Below are 18,335 nucleotides of genomic sequence, written 5' to 3' on the forward strand. Positions count from 1 at the left end.
CAGTCTAACGACCGTAGCCCTTAAGGTTTGCTTTCTTAAGTACATTGTCATATTGATGAGACATCAAATGCGTTTGTACTTGTGCCATAAAGTCCATTATTACAACTACAATAATAAGTAGTGATGTGCCGCCAAAGTAAAAATTAACGTCCCATGCCATAATAATAAACTGAGGTACCAAACAGATAAAGGTTATATACATCGCACCAGCTAAGGTTAAACGAGTCATTACTTTATCTATATATTTTGACGTTTGCTCACCAGGACGGATCCCAGGAATAAACGCACCGGATTTTTTCAGGTTATCTGCTGTTTCACGCGGATTGAATACAAGAGCCGTGTAAAAGAAACAGAAGAATATTATCGCTGCTGCAAGTAACATTACATATAGCGGCTGTCCTGGAGAAATAGCAATTGATACTTCTTGTAGGAAATCAGCAACCATACCTTCACCTTGACCAAACCAGCTCGCAAGCGTGCCTGGAAACAAGATAATACTTGAGGCGAAAATTGGTGGAATAACACCTGCCATATTGACTTTAAGTGGTAAATGCGTGCTTTGGGCAGCGAAAACCTTACGGCCTTGCTGACGTTTAGCGTAGTTAACAACGATACGTCGTTGACCACGTTCCACAAATACTACAAAGAAAGTCGTAGCAAATATAATTACGCCAATTAGCAATAATACCAATAAGTGCAATTCACCTTGACGCGCCGCCTCTGCTGTTTGACCAACAGCTGACGGCATACCAGCAACTATACCTGCGAATATCAAGATAGATATACCGTTACCAATACCGCGTTCCGTAATTTGCTCACCTAACCACATTAAAAACATGGTACCAGTAACCAAACTTACTACCGCAGCAAAGTAGAATCCGAAACCTGCGTCCATTACTAGACCTGGCATCATCCCCGGTAAACTTCTTGCTATTGCAATTGATTGTACAGTCGCTAGAACTAAAGTGCCGTAGCGGGTGTATTGACTGATCTTACGTCGTCCAGCTTCACCTTCTTTTTTCAATTCTGCCATTGCCGGGTGCATAACCGTAAGCAATTGCATAATGATAGAAGCTGAGATGTACGGCATAATACCTAGTGCCAATACAGAGGCTCGCTCAAGTGCACCACCGGAGAACATGTTAAACATTTCTACAATGGTGCCCTTTTGTTGTTCGAACAACTGAGCTAATACAGCGGCGTCAATACCAGGGATTGGCACAAATGTTCCCAAACGAAGCACGATAAGTGCACCGAATACAAACCACAATCTTTGTTTAAGCTCAGACAATCCGCCTTTTGCTTTATTATCAATTCCTGGTGTAGCCATAACCTGTACTATTCCTCGATTTTTCCGCCTGCAGCTTCAATAGCTGCACGAGCGCCTTTAGTAACACCTAAACCACGTACAGTAATTGGACGAGTGATTTCACCAGAAAGCATGATTTTCACTGCAACAATATTACGTGTGATTAAGTTAGCATCTTTAAGGGCAAAGATATCGACAACATCACCTGTGATGTTGTTTAGTTCATGTAAACGTACTTCAGCGCGAACCAAAGATTTACGTGACGTGAAACCAAACTTAGGTAAACGTTGTTTCAATGGCATTTGACCACCTTCGAAACCAGGACGTACACTACCGCCAGAACGAGATTTCTGACCTTTGTGACCACGACCGCCTGTTTTACCTATGCCAGAACCAATACCACGCCCACAGCGTTTCTTGGCTTTCTTAGCACCTGGTGCAGGAGATAAAGTATTTAAATGCATTATTAATCCTCCACCTTAATCATATAAGATACTTGATTAATCATACCGCGTACAGATGGAGTATCTTCTAACTCTACTGTATGACGGATACGACGTAAACCAAGACCCTTTAATGTAGCTCTATGCTTCGGTAAACGACCGATAGAACTTTTTAACTGAGTTATTCTAACTGTTTTAGCCATGCTCAATTACCCCAGAATATCTGAAACGCTTTTGCCACGTTTTGCTGCAACAGCTTCAGGCGAATGCATATTCGCAAGAGCAGAAACAGTAGCGCGAACTACGTTTATTGGGTTAGTAGAACCGTATGCCTTAGACAATACGTTCTGTACGCCTGCAACTTCAAGTACTGCACGCATAGCGCCACCGGCGATTATACCTGTACCTTCAGAAGCTGGTTGCATGTAAACTTTTGAACCAGAGTGCTTGCCGATAACGACATGCTGAAGAGTAGTACCCTTCAAATCAACGGTTACTAAGTTACGACGTGCTTTTTCCATTGCTTTTTGGATTGCAGCAGGCACTTCACGTGCTTTACCGTAACCAAAACCAACGCGACCAGCGCCATCACCAACTACGGTTAGTGCTGTGAAACTGAAAATACGACCACCTTTAACCACTTTTGAAACGCGGTTAACTGCGATTAGCTTTTCAGCCATATCACTTTGTTGTGAGTTTTCTTGATTATGATTAGCCATTATCAACCCCTAAAACTGAAGACCAGCTTCGCGAGCTGCATCTGCTAACGCTTTCACGCGACCATGGTAACGGAAACCTGAACGGTCAAAAGCAACACTAGTGATGCCTTTAGCTACTGCACGTTCTGCAATTGCCTTACCTACAGCCGTAGCTGCTTCAACGTTACCTGTTTTTTCTAACTGAGCACTAACTTCTTTGTCTAAAGTAGACGCTGACGCGATTACTTCAGAACCTGTTGGTGCAATCAATTGCGCGTAAATATGACGAGGAGTACGGAATACAACTAAACGATTCGCACCCAACTCGCTAATTTTTGCACGAGAGCGTTTAGCTCTGCGCAAACGAGATGTTTTCTTATCCATAGTATTACCCTACTTCTTCTTAGCTTCTTTACGACGTACATTCTCATCGCTATAACGAATCCCTTTACCTTTATAAGGCTCAGGTTTACGGTATGCGCGAATGTTCGCTGCAGTTTGACCGACCAACTGTTTATCAGCACCTTTCAGTATGATTTCAGTTTGGCTAGGAGTTTCAACAGTAATTCCATCAGGAATTGCGTGGTCAACCGGATGTGAAAAGCCTAAAGATAAGTTTAAGTTCTTACCCGCAGCTTTAGCACGGTAACCAACACCGTTTAACAATAATTTCTTTTCAAAACCTTTACTTACACCTTCAACCATATTATTGATTAAAGAGCGTACTGTACCGGCTTGAGCCCAAGCGCCTTTAACATCAGCAACGATATTAGTGATAATGTTGTTTTCTTCTTGAGAAACAACAACAGCACCATGGATCGTGTGAGATAATTCACCCATTGGACCTTTAACTTTAATGTCTTGACCTGATAACGTAATAGTAACGCCTGCAGGGATTGCGACATGTGCTTTTGCGACACGAGACATATTCTGCTCCTTTACTCTACGAAACCAAGAACTTCACCGCCAAGACCCGCATTGCGAGCGGCGCGATCAGTCATTAGACCTTTAGAAGTAGAAATAATAGCGATACCCATGCCTGCTAATACTTTAGGAAGCTCTTGAGCACCTTTGTATACGCGAAGACCTGGACGTGAAACACGTTTGATCACTTCAATTACTTCTTTACCTTCAAAATATTTCAATTCTACAGTTAACTCAGGCTTTGCTTCGCCAGTAACTGAAAAATCTGAAATGTAACCTTCTTCTTTAAGCAAGTTGGCAAGTGCAACTTTTACCTTAGAAGATGGCATTGTAACTGCAGTCTTTGCTGCAGATTGACCGTTGCGGATGCGTGTAAACATGTCCGCGATAGGATCAGTCATCATAACCATTTACTCCCGTGAATTACCAACTAGCTTTCTTAAGACCTGGAACTTCACCGCGCATCATAGTTTCACGTAATTTAATACGGCTTAAACCGAATTTACGTAAGAAACCATGTGGACGGCCAGTAATGTTACAACGGTTACGTTGACGACTACTGCTCGAATCACGAGGTAAACTTTGAAGTTTCAATACTGCATCCCAGCGTTCTTCTTCAGAAGAATCAACACCAGAGATGATAGCTTTTAGTGCACTACGCTTTTCAGCATATTGTGCAACTAACTTGGTTCTTTTAGCTTCACGAGCTTTCATTGACGTTTTAGCCATAACTCTACACCTTCTTCTTAAATGGGAAGTTGAAGGCAGTCAATAATGCATGACCTTCTTCGTTATTCTTCGCACTTGTAGTGATAGTGATATCCATTCCGCGAATCTTATCGATTTTATCGTATTCGATTTCAGGGAAAATGATTTGCTCACGTACGCCCATGCTGTAGTTACCACGACCATCGAATGACTTAGGATTCAAGCCACGGAAATCACGGATACGAGGAATAGAAATAGAGATTAAACGCTCTAAAAATTCCCACATACGTTCGCCACGTAGAGTTACTTTTGTGCCAATAGGGTAGCCTTCACGAATTTTAAAGCCCGCAACTGATTTGCGTGCTACTGTCGTGACAGGTTTTTGACCTGAGATTGCAGTAAGATCATTTGTGGCGTGCTCTAATACTTTTTTATCAGCAATCGCTTCGCCAACACCCATGTTAAGGGTGATCTTTTCAATCCGAGGGACTTGCATGACACTTTTGTACTCAAACTTCTTCTGAAGTTCGCTTACAATTGTATCTTTGTAAAAATCATGCAGTTTCGCCATCGTTTACTCCAATTAAATTAATTCGTTATTAGATTTGAAAAAACGAGCTTTTTTGCCGTCTTCATCTCTAAAACCAACACGATCTGCTTTGCCAGTAGCTGGGTTAACAATCGCAACGTTGGATACATTTAAAGGTGCTTCTTTTTCAACAATCCCACCAGGCTGCTGTAACTGAGGTACAGGCTTGGTGTGTTTCTTGATTAAGTTGATACCTTCAACAAATACTTTGCTTTCTTCAACAAGAACTTTGGTCACTTTACCAGTTTTGCCCTTGTCTTTTCCTGCAAGTACGATTACTTCATCATCACGACGAATCTTAGATGCCATTATCGTGACTCCTTATAGTACTTCTGGTGCAAGTGAAACAATTTTCATGAATTTTTCATTACGAAGTTCACGAGTCACAGGACCGAAAATACGAGTACCAATTGGTTGTAAGTTAGCATTTAACATTACAGCCGCATTTTCGTCAAAACGGATGGTTGAACCATCTGAACGACGAACACCTTTCTTAGTGCGCACCACTACTGCAGTAAGAACATCACCTTTTTTAACTTTGCCGCGAGGATTTGATTCCTTCACTGCAATTTTAATGATGTCACCAATGCGTGCGTAGCGACGGTGCGAACCACCAAGAACCTTTATACATTGTACACGTCGAGCGCCGCTGTTATCAGCTACGTTCAATTGTGATTGCATTTGGATCATTTAATATGTCTCCGCTAAATTATCTTATAAAAGATTAAATTCAAGGCCAGAAATTTGACCCGTCACTGCCTTCTAAATCCCACTCACAACGAGCGGGCGCGAGATTATAACACCAGTTATTTAAAAGTGATACATTATTTAGCTAAAAAATAACCACTTTGCTATCCAACCGCGATACAAACAAGGCTAATACTGTTGTTGTTGGAATAAACTTTATTCTCATCAACGTTACCTCGTTAAATATTTACAGGCAGAACTGCCTTATTTCTAATCAAATAATATTTTAGTTTTGTACAAATAAAAAAGGCCCTGCCGAAGCAGAGCCTTTTTATAAGTTCTAATTGTGAATTAGATCAAGCGATTAAGCTTTTTCTAATACGCTTACCAATGTCCAAGCTTTTGACTTAGAAATTGGAGCACATTCACGAATAGATACTAAATCACCAGCTGCACATTGGTTAGTTTCATCATGCGCTTTCAACTTAGTTGAACGCGTCATGTACTTACCGTACATTGGGTGTTTAACACGTCGTTCGATCAGGACAGTGATAGACTTATCCATTTTGTCACTGACGACACGACCTTGTAGTGTACGAATTTTTGCTTCGCTCATTACTTACCAGCCTTCTCAGTTATGATAGTCTTAACACGCGCGATATTACGGCGTACAGTTCTTAGCAAATGAGTTTGTGCTAATTGGCCTGTGCTTGCTTGCATGCGATAGTTAAACTGTTCGCGTAGCAATTCAAGCAATTCAGCGTTTAGCTCTTCAATGCTTTTTTCTTTCAATTCGCTTGCTTTCATTACATCACCGTTCTAGTTACGAAAGTTGTTTTGAAAGGAAGTTTAGCTGCGGCTAAAGCAAATGCTTCACGCGCTAACTCTTCCGAAACACCTTCCATTTCATAAAGAACACGACCAGGTAGAATTTGGCATACCCAATATTCCACTGAACCTTTACCTTTACCCATACGAACCTCAAGAGGTTTTTTGGTAATTGGCTTATCAGGGAACACACGGATCCAGATTTTACCTTGACGCTTCACGTGACGAGTCATTGCTCGACGAGCCGCTTCAATTTGACGCGCAGTCATACGACCACGTTCCATTGATTTTAACCCGAAAGTACCGAAGCTAACTGAGCTACCAGTGTGTGCAAGACCACGGTTACGCAGTTTAAATTGCTTACGGAATTTAGTACGTTTTGGTTGTAACATTACTTATTCCTCTACTTACTGGTCTTACGGTTAGGTTTTCTTTTAGGCTTAGCTGCTGGTTGCTCAGCTTGTAATGGCATGTTGCCAATTACTTCACCTTTAAAGATCCAAACTTTGATACCGATAACACCATAAGTGGTATCAGCGCGGGCAATTGAGTAATCAATGTCAGCACGTAAAGTGTGTAATGGAACACGACCTTCACGATACCATTCAGCACGTGCAATATCTGCACCGCCTAAACGACCACTTACTTGTACTTTAATGCCTTTTGCGCCTAGACGCATAGCATTTTGTACAGCACGTTTCATCGCACGACGGAACATTACGCGACGTTCTAATTGACTAGCAATACTGTCTGCAACAAGCTGCGAATCCATTTCTGGCTTACGTACTTCAGCTATGTTGATTTGAGCAGGAACACCAGCAATTTTAGAAACTGCTAAACGTAATTTCTCAACATCTTCGCCTTTCTTACCGATTACAACACCCGGACGAGCCGTGTGAATAGTAACGCGGATAGATTTAGCTGGACGTTCAATTACAATTTTTGATAATGAAGCACGCTTAAGCTTTTCAGTTAAATATTCACGAACCAAATGGTCACCGTGTAAATTAGCTGCGAAATCTTTGTTACTTGCAAACCAAGTAGACGCGAAAGGTTTCGTGATACCTAAGCGAATACCATTTGGATGGACTTTTTGACCCATTCTAATATCTCCTAGTTATCAGATACAATCACAGTGATGTGACTTGTACGCTTAAGGATTCTATCCGCGCGACCTTTCGCACGAGGCTTAATACGTTTCATTGTTGGGCCATCGTCAACCATAATAGTTTTAACGATAAGCTCATCAATGTCTGCACCTTCATTGTGTTCTGCATTAGCAATAGCTGAATCAAGTACTTTTTTAACCAAAACAGCAGCAGATTTATTGCTAAATGTTAAGATTTCAAGTGCTTTTTCAACATGCAAGCCGCGGATTTGATCCACAACTAAACGTGCTTTTTGTGCAGAGCCACGGGCAAATTTATGTGTAGCAATAGCTTCCATCTTATTTCCCCTATCTCTTCGCTTTCTTATCCGCGACATGGCCACGGTAAGTACGAGTTGGTGCAAATTCACCTAATTTATGACCGATCATTTCATCAGTTACAAATACAGGTACGTGTTGACGGCCATTATGGACGGCAATGGTCAATCCGATCATCGTAGGGATGATCATTGAACGACGGGACCAAGTCTTAATTGGCTTTTTATTCCCGCTTTCCACCGCTGTCTCTACCTTCGTCAACAAGTGTAGGTCTATAAATGGACCTTTCTTGAGAGAACGTGGCATGGTGATTCCTCTTTATTTATAAGTACTATTATTTAGTACGACGACGTACGATAAATTTATCGGTACGCTTGTTAGAACGAGTCTTGTAACCCTTAGTTGGTACACCCCAAGGTGATACCGGATGACGACCGCCTGATGTTTTACCTTCACCACCACCGTGTGGGTGATCAACTGGGTTCATGGCAACACCACGAACAGTTGGGCGAACACCACGCCAGCGTGAAGCACCAGCTTTACCCAGAGAGCGAAGCATGTGTTCAGCGTTGCCGATTTCACCTAAAGTAGCACGACAATCTGACTCAATTTTACGCATTTCGCCAGAACGAAGACGTAAAGTGACATAAGCACCGTCTTTCGCTACTAACTGAGCATAAGTACCAGCAGCACGTGCAATTTGTGCACCTTTACCTGGTTTAAGTTCGATTGCGTGAACAACACTACCTAATGGTGTGTTGCGTAGTGGTAAAGTGTTACCCGCTTTAATAGGAGCATCTACACCAGACTGGATTGAATCTCCAGCTTTTAAGCCTTTAGGGGCTAAGATGTAACGACGTTCACCATCTGCGTAAAGTACTAGTGCAATGTTAGCACTACGGTTTGGATCATATTCCAAACGTTCTACTTTTGCAGGGATACCATCTTTATTACGCTTAAAGTCGACAATACGGTAATGTTGCTTATGTCCACCACCAATGTGACGAACAGTAATACGACCATTATTGTTACGACCACCAGACTTAGACTTAGTGTCTAATAATGGTGCGTAAGGCTTACCTTTATGCAACTCCGTGTTTACCACTTTAACAACGTGGCGACGACCCGGAGAAGTAGGTTTACATTTAACTATAGCCATTTTCGTAAACTCCTATGATTCCGCGCCGACGAAGTCGATGTCGCTGCCTTCAGCAAGTGTAACGTATGCTTTTTTCCAATCGCTTCTGCGACCAGTACGAGCACCAGTACGTTTAACTTTACCTTTAACATTTAATGTGCGAACACCATCAACTGAAACTTCGAAAAGTTTCTCAACAGCAGCTTTGATTTCAGCTTTAGTAGCAGTAGTAACAACTTTGAAAACAACAGTGTTGTTTGCTTCAGCGGCCATTGTGCTTTTCTCAGAAATGTTTGGTGCTAAAAGCACTTTCAGTAAACGTTCTTCGTTTATCATCCTAACATCTCCTCAAGTTGCTTAACTGCAGATGCAGTCATCAAAACTTTTTCGAAACCAACTAAACTAACTGGGTCAATACCGTCTACATCACGAACGTCAACTTTATATAAGTTGCGTGCAGATAAGAACAAGTTCTCATCAACTTCTGGAGTAACGATTAATACGTCTTTTAACTCCAAAGCGTTTAGTTTAGCTACTAATTCTTTAGTTTTTGGTGTTTCAACTGCAAAATTTTCTACCACAACTAAGCGTTCTTGACGAACTAACTCAGAAAGGATGCTTTTAATCGCACCACGGTACATTTTACGGTTAACTTTTTGGCTGTGATCCTGTGGCTTAGCAGCGAATGTTACGCCACCTGTACGCCAGATTGGACCACGACTAGTACCAGCACGTGCACGGCCAGTACCTTTTTGACGCCATGGTTTTGCGCCACCGCCACTAACTTCTGAACGAGTCTTTTGAGCACGAGTACCAGCACGAGCACCAGCTGCGTAAGCAACTACTACTTGGTGTACAAGAGCTTCATTAAACTCAAGTCCAAAAGTTGTTTCAGAAACTTCAAGAGCGCCTGAAGCGTCTTTTAATGCTAATTCCATCACAAATCTCCTGGACTAGGCTTTAACAGCTGGTTTGATGATTACGCTACCGTTGATTGCACCCGGAACCGCACCTTTAATAAGGAGCAAGTTACGTTCTGCATCAACACGAACCAATTCAAGGTTTTGCGTAGTTACTTTCGCAGCACCCATGTGACCAGACATTTTTTTGCCTTTGAAAACACGACCTGGTGTTTGACACATACCTATCGAACCGTTTGAACGGTGAGATAGTGAGTTACCATGAGTTGCATCTTGCATTGAAAAATTCCAACGCTTAATACCACCTTGGAAACCTTTACCTTTTGAGGTGCCAGTTACATCTACTAATTTCGTGTCGTTAAATAACTCAACAGTGATTTCACTGCCAGTTACAAGACCTTCGCCTTCATTTGCATTTAAGCGGAATTCCCACAGGCCACGACCTGCTTCGATACCAGCTTTTGCAAAATGACCAGCTGTTGGTTTGTTAACACGGTTAGCTTTTTTGCTTCCCGTAGTAACTTGAAGCGCTGAATAACCATCGTTGTCAACAGTTTTAACCTGAGCAACACGGTTCGCTTCAACTTCTAGGACGGTTACAGGAGTAGATACGCCATCTTCAGAGAAGATGCGAGTCATACCCACTTTACGTCCAACTAGACCTATAGTCATGTTAAAACTCCTATTAACCCAAGCTGATTTGAACGTCAACACCAGCTGCAAGATCTAAACGCATTAATGCGTCTACAGTCTTTTCAGTTGGTTCTACGATATCAATCATGCGTTTGTGAGTACGAATTTCGTACTGATCACGTGCATCTTTGTTAACGTGTGGTGAAGTCAAGATAGTGAAACGTTCTTTGCGTGTAGGAAGTGGAATTGGACCACGAACCTGTGCGCCAGTACGTTTAGCAGTATCAACGATTTCAGCTGTTGATTGATCAATCAAACGATGATCGAACGCTTTCAAACGAATGCGAATTCTTTGATTTGACATTAAGACAAATCCCCATTTTAAAGAACAACAAAATACTGCCCATCACCTTTTTATATAAAAGGGGGAGTATCGCTATATTTACCATTCAACTCCCTATCGGAGTTGCTGTGTGCTACTTATTAAATTAAAAAGTTAATAAGTTAGCTAAAAAACACATTGAGACGAGCTCAACGTGGAGGCGAATTATACAGAGCCTGATGATAAATTCAACTGTTTATTTAATACATTTGTTATTGTTTAATAAATGTATTAAATACAGTATTAAATACAGTATTAAAAAGTTATGGTTCTTAAATACTCCTAATGGAATTTTGTGCTCATTCTTTTAAATTTGACCTGCGTTATTCCTTAATAGATCTTGTATATTTATAGTGCAATGCTTAACTTGCGTTAACCCAACTTTTATCTACTAACTTTACCTACCAAATAACTTTGCTATTTAAATAAAGGGGGTGAGTGCCTGTATTAATTGTTAATATCAATTAATTATTAAATTACTTATTTAATTGCCTATATATAAGCAGAACAAATAGCTTTTACCTTTTGTTCCCTTTTTTAATAGCAATATAATAGTGGCTTTATATAGTAACTTTACCTTCTGTTTTCAAAAATTAGTAAACTTCAATAATTTTTTATGTCGATTTTAGTTAAGTAATGTTATACTCGCGCGCAAATTTTCAACAATTCATTTTCATAAATAGAGTAACGTAATGGCAGATTTATCTAAATACAGAAACATTGGTATCTTCGCTCACGTTGATGCTGGTAAAACCACAACAACTGAACGTATCCTTAAATTAACCGGTCAGATCCATAAAACAGGTGAAGTTCATGACGGCGAGTCAACAACTGACTTCATGGAACAAGAAGCTGAGCGCGGTATTACCATACAGTCTGCTGCAGTAAGCTGTTTCTGGAAAGATCACCGTTTCAACGTTATCGATACTCCTGGTCACGTTGATTTCACAGTTGAAGTATATCGTTCACTTAAAGTACTTGATGGCGGTGTTGGTGTATTCTGTGGTTCTGGTGGTGTTGAGCCACAATCAGAAACTAACTGGCGTTATGCGAATGACTCGAAAGTATCTCGTTTAATCTTCGTAAATAAATTAGACCGTTTAGGTGCTAACTTTTACCGTGTAACAGATCAAGTTAAAAAAGTACTAGGTGCTCACCCACTTATTATGACGTTACCTATCGGTGAAGAAGATGATTTCGTTGGTGTTGTTGACGTACTTACACAAAAAGCATACATCTGGGACGAAACTGGTCTTCCTGAAAACTACACAATCGAAGATATCCCTGCGGACATGGTTGATGACGCAGCAATGTATCGTGAGCAAATGATCGAAACTGCTTTAGAAGCAGATGAAGATTTACTAATGGATTACTTAGAAGGTGAATTAACACCGACTGATGAGCAAATTAAAGCTTGTATCCGTAAAGGTACTCGTGAAATCATGTTCTTCCCAACGTACTGTGGTTCTGCATTCAAAAACAAAGGTATGCAATTATTGCTTGATGCCGTTGTTGATTACTTACCGTCTCCTACAGATGTTAATCCACAACCTCTTACTGATGAAGAAGGTAATCCAAATGGTGAGTACGCAATCGTTTCTGCAGATGAAACATTCAAAGCGTTAGCATTCAAAATCACTGATGACCGTTTTGGTACCTTAACTTTCGTACGTATCTATTCAGGTACATTGAAGAAAGGCGATACCATACTTAACGCTGCAACAGGTAAAACTGAACGTGTTGGCCGTATGTGTGAAATGCAAGCCGATGACCGTAACGAACTTACTTCAGCACAAGCTGGTGATATCATCGCTATTGTTGGTATGAAAAGTAACGTTCAGACAGGTCACACATTATGTGATCCTAAGCACCCAATCATCCTAGAAGCTATGGTGTTCCCTAAGCCAGTAATCTCTATCTCTGTAACACCTAAAGATAAAGGTTCAACTGAGAAAATGGGTATTGCTATCGGTAAAATGGTTGCTGAAGATCCAACATTCCAAGTTGAAACAGATATAGATTCAGGTGAAACAATTTTATCTGGTATGGGTGAACTTCACCTAGATATCAAAGTAGATATTCTAAAACGTACCTACGGTGTTGAATTAGCTGTTGGTAAACCACAAGTTGCTTACCGTGAAACTATTACTCAAGAAATTGATGATAGCTATACACATAAGAAACAGTCTGGTGGTTCTGGTCAATTTGGTAAAATTGATTATATCATCCGTCCAGGTGAACCAAATTCTGGTTTTACATTCTCATCAAAAGTTGTTGGTGGTAATGTACCAAAAGAATTCTTCCCAGCGATTGAGAAAGGCTTCAAAGGAATGATGGATACTGGTGTTCTTGCTGGTTTCCCTGTACTTGACGTTGAAGTTGAATTATACGATGGTGGTTTCCATGCTGTCGATTCATCTGCTGTAGCATTTGAACTTGCTGCTCGTGGTGCTTTCCGTCAGTCAATTCCAAAAGCTGGTGCTCAGTTAATCGAACCTATCATGAAAGTAGATGTGTTTACGCCTGATGATCACGTTGGTGATGTTATTGGTGATTTAAACCGTCGTCGTGGCATGATTGGTGGTCAAGACGCTGGTGTTTCTGGTGTTCGTATTAAGGCTGACGTTCCACTTTCAGAAATGTTTGGTTATATCGGATCTTTACGTACAATGACATCAGGTCGTGGTCAATTCTCTATGGAATTCTCTCACTACTCACCTTGTCCGAATAACGTATCTGAAGCAGTAATTGCTGAAGTTAAAGAACGTGAAGCGGCTGCTAAAAAGAAATAGTAATATTTTTTCTTAACCGCTTACATAAAAAGGATGCTTCGGCATCCTTTTTTATTGTCTAATAATTAATAAACTAGCAATTATCATGGTATAGCCATTATGTAAAACACATGATATTGTTTTCTGCCAGTGCTTATGTTTTTCTGAACTTTACCGATACTATTAATAATCAGTTTAGTGTTACAACAATATCGCACTTTACACCCTTAATAATAAGAATAAATCATTAGGTATTAATTAGTATGTTCAATTTTTTAAGCCGCTCTATTATGCGCCAATTAGTGATTACTATATCTAGCGCAGTTACTGTTTTATTGGTCATTACATCCTTTTTTTTATTATCGAATATCAGCGATAACACAAGAAATCAACTTATCGCTGATATTGAAAATATCGTTACTTTACAATCTACAAAAGTAAAAGACTTCTTCGTTGCTAAAGGGCAAATAAACCATAGCATTTTTGCCAACCCACTAGTCGTAGACTGGTTTACAACATACGATGATCGACTTTCCGATATTACCGATAATCAACAGTACCAAGATGTTACACGGTACTTTAAGTACTTCTCAGAACAAGACAGCGCAATTAAGAGTGTTTTTTTTGGTAATGAAAATACTCATGAATATTTTGATTTAAATGGAAGATACAATGATGAAAAGTACTTCACAGACCGCAGGCCATGGTGGTCAGACGGATTAAAAGTTGGAAAAATGCACGTAACGGATCCTGCTGTAGACAATAACGATGGCTCAGTCTCCGCTACGATTACTTCCCCTTATTACTTACCTAATGGCAAGTTATTAGGTATTGGTGGTATGGATATTCTCATTACCACCATAGGCCAAGACTTACTCGCTCCAATAAAATATAAAAACGAAGGTGAAGCCTTCTTAATTACCGATACTGGCAAGTTAGTTTTCTTCCCTGGCTTTAATGAAGATTTTAAACCTGGCGCCTCAATGTCGACTGTTGATAGTCAGTTCAAAGATACCTTAGGTTTCTCAAAACTAGAATCGACCCTCGCTAATAACCCAAATGGTATTGCACAAGTAACTTGGCGAGGTACTAGCTACAAAGTTATCTTTAAACAAGTGAAAAGTGATTACCCTTCAATGAACTGGAAGCTCGGATTTTTAGTCCCTGAGCAATTGATATCGCAGCCAGTTGAAGCCGCTTTTTGGTCTTCTGTCATGATAGTTATCGCCATTATTATTATGATTGCTATCGTAGTGTGGTTAACCGTTTTACCCTTTGTAAAGCGTATAACCAGGCTTAAAAGTGCCATGAAAGACATTGCCGATGGCGATGGTGACTTAACACAAAGAATATCACCTTTGAAAGGTGATGAAATAGGTCAACTAGTCGATGAGTTCAACCTCTTCGTTGATTCAATCCAACAGCTCGTAAGGCAAACTATTTCTATAACTAAAGATGTTTCTTCATCAAGTGAGGCAGCTGAAATAATCGGCAGAGAAACCACCACGATTGTCGAGGCACAAAAGCGCGAAATCGATTTGGTAGCTACAGCGGCAACTGAACTCGCTCAAACCAGTATCGATATTGCAAACAACACAAATTATTCGAAAAAGTTAGTTATAAACGCTGAAGAAAAAGTTGCCTTAGGATCCGATGTTGTTAATCAGGCAACCTTTGGTATGCAAAAACTTTCTAATAATGTCGATAACGCATCGCAAGTAGTGCAACAATTAAAATCAGGCACCCAGACTATCGGGGATTTTGTCACCGTTATAAGAAGTATTGCTGAACAAACAAACTTACTCGCCTTGAATGCAGCAATTGAAGCCGCAAGAGCCGGAGAACAAGGAAGAGGCTTTGCTGTAGTTGCCGACGAAGTTCGAACCCTTGCCTCTAGAACACAAGACTCTACAACCAATATAGAACGCATTATTGAAGAACTACAAGCCACTGCGGTCAATGCGGTAAGTGTTATGGAGTCTAGTTGTTTAGAAGCAGAAAACAGCGTACAACTAACACATCAAGTACAGCAGGTACTTGCAGATATTGCAGAGGTCATTGGCAAGTTCCAAAGTCAAACTTTTGAAATAGCTCAGGCTGTAGAACAACAAGCAAACGTAGCCGAAGAGGTGTCCAAAAATATTGAAAATGTTAGGGCCTTAACTGACGATACGGTCGATGTATCTGCAACCATGCAAACGAGTTTAGCTAATCTATCAGATCAATCAAATTCACTGTCAAAAGTAGTTAATCAATTTAACGTTTAGCCTAACTATCCTGCTCAATTAGTTATTGAATATAGCTAGTTGAGCAAACCTTCCTTTATTTACCAAAATGACAAACTGCTCTTCTATGAAGGTTAAACTGTTTGTATTATATTTTAGCTCATTGAATTACATTCGTTAATCATACTTAATGAACGTAACTATTTAATAATACTACTCAGCAGTACTACTCAATAGTACTTTCTAAACTAGACCTAAGTATATTCATCCAAGATGAACCGCTTAATTCATGCTAGTTCCCTGCCTGCTAATCTGATTTATTTTGCACAGTTCTATTTCTATTTACGTACACCATTCGTTATTTAAAATAAAGTATTGTTAGTACCTGTGACTAGCTACATAAAATTATTAGTCTAATTTAAAATACAAAAACTGCAGTTATTAGCACTTAAATTGTAATGGATGATAAACATGAATAAAGTCGATGATGTAGCTGAAGTGGTTCGCTCACTAAATTTTAAACATAAAAAAACCGGCAGAAGCCGGTTTTTTGAAATACATAACGTAAATATTAACGTTTTGAAAATTGTGGCTTTTTACGAGCCTTGTGTAAACCAACTTTCTTACGTTCAACTTTACGAGCATCACGAGTAACGAAACCAGCATTACGTAGAGCACTACGTAAAGTTTCGTCAAACTCCATTAATGCACGAGTAATACCGTGACGAATTGCGCCAGCTTGACCAGAAATACCACCACCAGTTACAGTGATGTTAAAGTCAAACTTTTCTAACATTTCAACTAAGTCTAATGGTTGACGAACAACCATACGAGCCGTTTCACGACCAAAGTATACAGAAATGTCACGTTTGTTAATTGTGATTGCACCGCTACCAGCTTTCATGAACACACGAGCCGTTGAGCTCTTGCGACGACCAGTACCGTAATATTGATTATCAGCCATTGCTTAAAGCTCCAAAAGTTGTGGTTGTTGTGCTGTATGTTTATGTTCAGTACCCGCGTAAACTTTAAGTTTACGGAACATTTCACGACCTAAAGGACCTTTAGGTAACATACCCTTAACTGCGAATTCAATCACGCGCTCTGGAGCTTTTTCGATTAGCTTTTCAAAGCTAATTTGCTTAAGACCACCAACAAATTCTGTATGCGAGTAGTAAATTTTACCCTTCGCTTTATTACCAGTTACTCTTACTTTCTCAGCATTGATAACAACGATGTAATCGCCAGTATCTACATGAGGAGTATATTCTGCTTTATGCTTACCGCGTAAACGGCTTGCAATTTCAGTAGCGATACGACCTAAAGTTTTATCTTCGGCGTCCACTAAGAACCATTCGCGTTGTACGCTTTCTGGTTTAGCTACAAAAGTTTTCATTAAAAAACCCAATTATATAAATGTTACTTAAATAATAACTTAAGAAAACCTCAAGTTATCCGTTAAAAGACTACGCTATTGCCCCTTCGAGCATCGAGTCCGTTGCCGGTCCTCTGGAAAAAGAACAAGCTTTGTAACGTAGGGAGGCAGGATTATACAGAACAACGTTGAAAAGATCACGCCTATTTTTTAATCTTTTTCCATTCCACGCTAAATAAGAGTTAATATTACGCTAAGGTGCATTATACGCGGTACTCAAACGCATTTTATTCTCATCTAACGTGCTCAACTGTAGCTTAATATAACTAGACATATGAGTTTCAATTCGTGAAGTCAGCTCAGGATAAAGCGCTTTAATTTGCATCAAAGCTGATGTGGTTGCTAATTTATAAGCTTGGCTAGCCAACATGCTTGCATCTTGAGCATAAATGAGTCGCCAATATTTGTCAGTCAAAGGTTTATTGGTTGCCTTTTTATACGCCTTATTTATGTTTTTCATCAGTAAAGTGCCATATTGATAGCCCTCACTAATTTCTGTTAAAGCTATTATTTCTTGTTCATCTTGTGCAATTCTGGCATATATTTCTGCGTCAATTATATTAGCAAATGGTGCTTGTCTCTCAATAAAAGCACTGGTGAAATACTTATTGACCACACGCATAGAAAATAAATCTGCTCGCCAAACATTTTGTTGAGTTAAATGGTTAGTTTTCCAAGGTAACATTGGCTGTTCATCAGCAGGGTATTGTTTTGATGTTGTGGCAGCGTGTTGGCATAATTTGCTGGTGATATCTGGGTGGTAATGTTGAATTACTTCTAAACGTCTTTTGTATGCAAAGGCATAAATTTTACTAAAAGTGAGATAATGCAGCTTATTAGTGTTTTGTAATAATAGCTTGTCATTGTCGTCTGAAAGCTCTTCATTCATTATCGCTTGATCAATAATATATTGATTAAATAATGGAAAGCTTGAGTTAATCGCGTTTGAAACCCCTAATTGCTTTTGACTACAAGCTGAGTTGAATAGCTGAGCTCGCCAAACTAAATACTCACTCTGCCACATAGCTTTAAAAGCTTGAGGTAAATATTTTTTTGTTATAACAGAAGCTTTTCTGAATGGATTATCTGTAGCCTCATTTGGCAAACTTATCGATACAAACACAATAAATACGGTGGATAAAAGTATTGTTTTATTATTAATCATTTTTAAATTTCATTTTATTGTTGTTTGTTGTTTACTCATACGGAGATTTACCAT

27 protein-coding genes are annotated in these 18,335 nt (G+C 39.8%); 2 read left to right on the plus strand and 25 right to left on the minus strand.

What is annotated here, in order from left to right; all coding sequences use genetic code 11:
* Positions 1-4: 4 nt before the first annotated feature.
* The 22 genes from secY to rpsJ form a co-directional block, all read right to left on the minus strand.
* Positions 5-1,330, minus strand: a complete 1,326-nt coding sequence (secY, locus tag DBO93_RS16650; RefSeq protein ID WP_081179730.1) for a preprotein translocase subunit SecY — start codon at positions 1,328-1,330, stop codon at positions 5-7.
* An 8-nt stretch (positions 1,331-1,338) separates the two neighbouring features.
* Positions 1,339-1,773 (minus strand): 50S ribosomal protein L15, encoded by a 435-nt coding sequence (gene rplO / locus DBO93_RS16655; protein ID WP_085331336.1) that lies wholly within the window; start codon positions 1,771-1,773, stop codon positions 1,339-1,341.
* Positions 1,774-1,775: 2 nt separating this feature from the next.
* Positions 1,776-1,955, minus strand: coding sequence for a 50S ribosomal protein L30 (gene rpmD / locus DBO93_RS16660; RefSeq protein WP_077287469.1), 180 nt, complete (start codon positions 1,953-1,955; stop codon positions 1,776-1,778).
* A gap of 6 nt (positions 1,956-1,961) precedes the next feature.
* A complete protein-coding gene (gene rpsE / locus DBO93_RS16665; protein WP_081151056.1) occupies positions 1,962-2,471 on the minus strand; it encodes a 30S ribosomal protein S5 in 510 nt (169 codons plus the stop codon).
* A 9-nt stretch (positions 2,472-2,480) separates the two neighbouring features.
* A complete protein-coding gene (gene rplR, locus DBO93_RS16670; protein ID WP_108457339.1) occupies positions 2,481-2,834 on the minus strand; it encodes a 50S ribosomal protein L18 in 354 nt (117 codons plus the stop codon).
* Positions 2,835-2,843: 9 nt separating this feature from the next.
* Positions 2,844-3,377: a 50S ribosomal protein L6 gene (gene rplF / locus DBO93_RS16675; protein WP_108457340.1), complete on the minus strand. Its 534-nt coding sequence runs from the start codon at positions 3,375-3,377 to the stop codon at positions 2,844-2,846.
* An 11-nt stretch (positions 3,378-3,388) separates the two neighbouring features.
* Positions 3,389-3,784: a 30S ribosomal protein S8 gene (gene rpsH / locus DBO93_RS16680; RefSeq protein ID WP_182253916.1), complete on the minus strand. Its 396-nt coding sequence runs from the start codon at positions 3,782-3,784 to the stop codon at positions 3,389-3,391.
* Between the two features lie 13 nt (positions 3,785-3,797).
* A complete protein-coding gene (gene rpsN / locus DBO93_RS16685) occupies positions 3,798-4,103 on the minus strand; it encodes a 30S ribosomal protein S14 (protein WP_081151052.1) in 306 nt (101 codons plus the stop codon).
* 4 nt (positions 4,104-4,107) lie between these two features.
* The gene (rplE, locus tag DBO93_RS16690) at positions 4,108-4,653 is read right to left on the minus strand and encodes a 50S ribosomal protein L5 (protein ID WP_085301061.1); all 546 of its coding nucleotides are present in this window, start codon (positions 4,651-4,653) and stop codon (positions 4,108-4,110) included.
* Positions 4,654-4,665: 12 nt separating this feature from the next.
* Positions 4,666-4,980, minus strand: coding sequence for a 50S ribosomal protein L24 (gene rplX, locus DBO93_RS16695; protein ID WP_108457341.1), 315 nt, complete (start codon positions 4,978-4,980; stop codon positions 4,666-4,668).
* Positions 4,981-4,992: 12 nt separating this feature from the next.
* On the minus strand, positions 4,993-5,361 hold the full coding sequence (gene rplN / locus DBO93_RS16700; RefSeq protein ID WP_070375069.1) for a 50S ribosomal protein L14: 369 nt from the start codon (positions 5,359-5,361) through the stop codon (positions 4,993-4,995).
* 361 nt (positions 5,362-5,722) lie between these two features.
* Positions 5,723-5,974 (minus strand): 30S ribosomal protein S17, encoded by a 252-nt coding sequence (rpsQ, locus tag DBO93_RS16705; RefSeq protein WP_108457342.1) that lies wholly within the window; start codon positions 5,972-5,974, stop codon positions 5,723-5,725.
* A complete protein-coding gene (rpmC, locus tag DBO93_RS16710; protein WP_077287489.1) occupies positions 5,974-6,165 on the minus strand; it encodes a 50S ribosomal protein L29 in 192 nt (63 codons plus the stop codon). Before rpmC ends, rpsQ begins: the two co-directional genes overlap by 1 nt.
* Positions 6,165-6,578 (minus strand): 50S ribosomal protein L16, encoded by a 414-nt coding sequence (rplP, locus tag DBO93_RS16715; protein ID WP_085301057.1) that lies wholly within the window; start codon positions 6,576-6,578, stop codon positions 6,165-6,167. Before rplP ends, rpmC begins: the two co-directional genes overlap by 1 nt.
* A gap of 11 nt (positions 6,579-6,589) precedes the next feature.
* Positions 6,590-7,288 (minus strand): 30S ribosomal protein S3, encoded by a 699-nt coding sequence (gene rpsC / locus DBO93_RS16720; protein ID WP_081151047.1) that lies wholly within the window; start codon positions 7,286-7,288, stop codon positions 6,590-6,592.
* Positions 7,289-7,299: 11 nt separating this feature from the next.
* The gene (rplV, locus tag DBO93_RS16725) at positions 7,300-7,632 is read right to left on the minus strand and encodes a 50S ribosomal protein L22 (RefSeq protein ID WP_081151045.1); all 333 of its coding nucleotides are present in this window, start codon (positions 7,630-7,632) and stop codon (positions 7,300-7,302) included.
* A gap of 10 nt (positions 7,633-7,642) precedes the next feature.
* Positions 7,643-7,918, minus strand: a complete 276-nt coding sequence (rpsS, locus tag DBO93_RS16730; RefSeq protein WP_081151044.1) for a 30S ribosomal protein S19 — start codon at positions 7,916-7,918, stop codon at positions 7,643-7,645.
* Positions 7,919-7,946: 28 nt separating this feature from the next.
* Positions 7,947-8,771: a 50S ribosomal protein L2 gene (gene rplB / locus DBO93_RS16735; protein ID WP_081151042.1), complete on the minus strand. Its 825-nt coding sequence runs from the start codon at positions 8,769-8,771 to the stop codon at positions 7,947-7,949.
* Positions 8,772-8,783: 12 nt separating this feature from the next.
* Positions 8,784-9,086 carry a 50S ribosomal protein L23 gene (gene rplW / locus DBO93_RS16740; RefSeq protein WP_108457343.1) on the minus strand — a complete coding sequence of 101 codons (303 nt, stop codon included), beginning with the start codon at positions 9,084-9,086 and terminating at the stop codon, positions 8,784-8,786.
* Positions 9,083-9,688 (minus strand): 50S ribosomal protein L4, encoded by a 606-nt coding sequence (gene rplD / locus DBO93_RS16745; protein WP_081151039.1) that lies wholly within the window; start codon positions 9,686-9,688, stop codon positions 9,083-9,085. Before rplD ends, rplW begins: the two co-directional genes overlap by 4 nt.
* A gap of 15 nt (positions 9,689-9,703) precedes the next feature.
* Positions 9,704-10,342 carry a 50S ribosomal protein L3 gene (rplC, locus tag DBO93_RS16750; protein WP_081151037.1) on the minus strand — a complete coding sequence of 213 codons (639 nt, stop codon included), beginning with the start codon at positions 10,340-10,342 and terminating at the stop codon, positions 9,704-9,706.
* 13 nt (positions 10,343-10,355) lie between these two features.
* Entirely contained in the window at positions 10,356-10,667 is a 312-nt protein-coding gene (gene rpsJ / locus DBO93_RS16755) for a 30S ribosomal protein S10 (protein WP_070375080.1), read from the minus strand.
* A 710-nt stretch (positions 10,668-11,377) separates the two neighbouring features.
* Here rpsJ and fusA point away from each other — a divergent pair.
* Positions 11,378-13,477, plus strand: a complete 2,100-nt coding sequence (fusA, locus tag DBO93_RS16760; protein WP_108457344.1) for an elongation factor G — start codon at positions 11,378-11,380, stop codon at positions 13,475-13,477.
* 242 nt (positions 13,478-13,719) lie between these two features.
* Positions 13,720-15,723 carry a methyl-accepting chemotaxis protein gene (locus tag DBO93_RS16765; RefSeq protein WP_108457345.1) on the plus strand — a complete coding sequence of 668 codons (2,004 nt, stop codon included), beginning with the start codon at positions 13,720-13,722 and terminating at the stop codon, positions 15,721-15,723.
* A gap of 529 nt (positions 15,724-16,252) precedes the next feature.
* On the opposite strand, the gene rpsI is transcribed toward DBO93_RS16765, so the two are convergent.
* From rpsI to DBO93_RS16780, 3 genes are all read right to left on the minus strand, one after another.
* Positions 16,253-16,645, minus strand: coding sequence for a 30S ribosomal protein S9 (rpsI, locus tag DBO93_RS16770; protein WP_081179230.1), 393 nt, complete (start codon positions 16,643-16,645; stop codon positions 16,253-16,255).
* Positions 16,646-16,648: 3 nt separating this feature from the next.
* Positions 16,649-17,077: a 50S ribosomal protein L13 gene (gene rplM / locus DBO93_RS16775; protein ID WP_085330301.1), complete on the minus strand. Its 429-nt coding sequence runs from the start codon at positions 17,075-17,077 to the stop codon at positions 16,649-16,651.
* A 232-nt stretch (positions 17,078-17,309) separates the two neighbouring features.
* The gene (locus tag DBO93_RS16780; protein WP_108457346.1) at positions 17,310-18,281 is read right to left on the minus strand and encodes a hypothetical protein; all 972 of its coding nucleotides are present in this window, start codon (positions 18,279-18,281) and stop codon (positions 17,310-17,312) included.
* Between the last annotated feature and the right edge of the window lie 54 nt (positions 18,282-18,335).

The sequence above is a fragment of the Colwellia sp. Arc7-D genome, assembly GCF_003061515.1.
Taxonomy (GTDB): Bacteria; Pseudomonadota; Gammaproteobacteria; order Enterobacterales; family Alteromonadaceae; genus Cognaticolwellia.

Bases quoted from the DNA above. Each gene is read 5' to 3' on its own strand.
- secY (WP_081179730.1), bottom strand. From the start codon at position 1,330: ATGGCTACACCAGGAATTGATAATAAAGCAAAAGGCGGATTGTCTGAG.
- rplO (WP_085331336.1), bottom strand. From the start codon at position 1,773: ATGCATTTAAATACTTTATCTCCTGCACCAGGTGCTAAGAAAGCCAAG.
- rpmD (WP_077287469.1), bottom strand. From the start codon at position 1,955: ATGGCTAAAACAGTTAGAATAACTCAGTTAAAAAGTTCTATCGGTCGT.
- rpsE (WP_081151056.1), bottom strand. From the start codon at position 2,471: ATGGCTAATCATAATCAAGAAAACTCACAACAAAGTGATATGGCTGAA.
- rplR (WP_108457339.1), bottom strand. From the start codon at position 2,834: ATGGATAAGAAAACATCTCGTTTGCGCAGAGCTAAACGCTCTCGTGCA.
- rplF (WP_108457340.1), bottom strand. From the start codon at position 3,377: ATGTCTCGTGTCGCAAAAGCACATGTCGCAATCCCTGCAGGCGTTACT.
- rpsH (WP_182253916.1), bottom strand. From the start codon at position 3,784: ATGGTTATGATGACTGATCCTATCGCGGACATGTTTACACGCATCCGC.
- rpsN (WP_081151052.1), bottom strand. From the start codon at position 4,103: ATGGCTAAAACGTCAATGAAAGCTCGTGAAGCTAAAAGAACCAAGTTA.
- rplE (WP_085301061.1), bottom strand. From the start codon at position 4,653: ATGGCGAAACTGCATGATTTTTACAAAGATACAATTGTAAGCGAACTT.
- rplX (WP_108457341.1), bottom strand. From the start codon at position 4,980: ATGGCATCTAAGATTCGTCGTGATGATGAAGTAATCGTACTTGCAGGA.
- rplN (WP_070375069.1), bottom strand. From the start codon at position 5,361: ATGATCCAAATGCAATCACAATTGAACGTAGCTGATAACAGCGGCGCT.
- rpsQ (WP_108457342.1), bottom strand. From the start codon at position 5,974: ATGAGCGAAGCAAAAATTCGTACACTACAAGGTCGTGTCGTCAGTGAC.
- rpmC (WP_077287489.1), bottom strand. From the start codon at position 6,165: ATGAAAGCAAGCGAATTGAAAGAAAAAAGCATTGAAGAGCTAAACGCT.
- rplP (WP_085301057.1), bottom strand. From the start codon at position 6,578: ATGTTACAACCAAAACGTACTAAATTCCGTAAGCAATTTAAACTGCGT.
- rpsC (WP_081151047.1), bottom strand. From the start codon at position 7,288: ATGGGTCAAAAAGTCCATCCAAATGGTATTCGCTTAGGTATCACGAAA.
- rplV (WP_081151045.1), bottom strand. From the start codon at position 7,632: ATGGAAGCTATTGCTACACATAAATTTGCCCGTGGCTCTGCACAAAAA.
- rpsS (WP_081151044.1), bottom strand. From the start codon at position 7,918: ATGCCACGTTCTCTCAAGAAAGGTCCATTTATAGACCTACACTTGTTG.
- rplB (WP_081151042.1), bottom strand. From the start codon at position 8,771: ATGGCTATAGTTAAATGTAAACCTACTTCTCCGGGTCGTCGCCACGTT.
- rplW (WP_108457343.1), bottom strand. From the start codon at position 9,086: ATGATAAACGAAGAACGTTTACTGAAAGTGCTTTTAGCACCAAACATT.
- rplD (WP_081151039.1), bottom strand. From the start codon at position 9,688: ATGGAATTAGCATTAAAAGACGCTTCAGGCGCTCTTGAAGTTTCTGAA.
- rplC (WP_081151037.1), bottom strand. From the start codon at position 10,342: ATGACTATAGGTCTAGTTGGACGTAAAGTGGGTATGACTCGCATCTTC.
- rpsJ (WP_070375080.1), bottom strand. From the start codon at position 10,667: ATGTCAAATCAAAGAATTCGCATTCGTTTGAAAGCGTTCGATCATCGT.
- fusA (WP_108457344.1), top strand. From the start codon at position 11,378: ATGGCAGATTTATCTAAATACAGAAACATTGGTATCTTCGCTCACGTT.
- DBO93_RS16765 (WP_108457345.1), top strand. From the start codon at position 13,720: ATGTTCAATTTTTTAAGCCGCTCTATTATGCGCCAATTAGTGATTACT.
- rpsI (WP_081179230.1), bottom strand. From the start codon at position 16,645: ATGGCTGATAATCAATATTACGGTACTGGTCGTCGCAAGAGCTCAACG.
- rplM (WP_085330301.1), bottom strand. From the start codon at position 17,077: ATGAAAACTTTTGTAGCTAAACCAGAAAGCGTACAACGCGAATGGTTC.
- DBO93_RS16780 (WP_108457346.1), bottom strand. From the start codon at position 18,281: ATGATTAATAATAAAACAATACTTTTATCCACCGTATTTATTGTGTTT.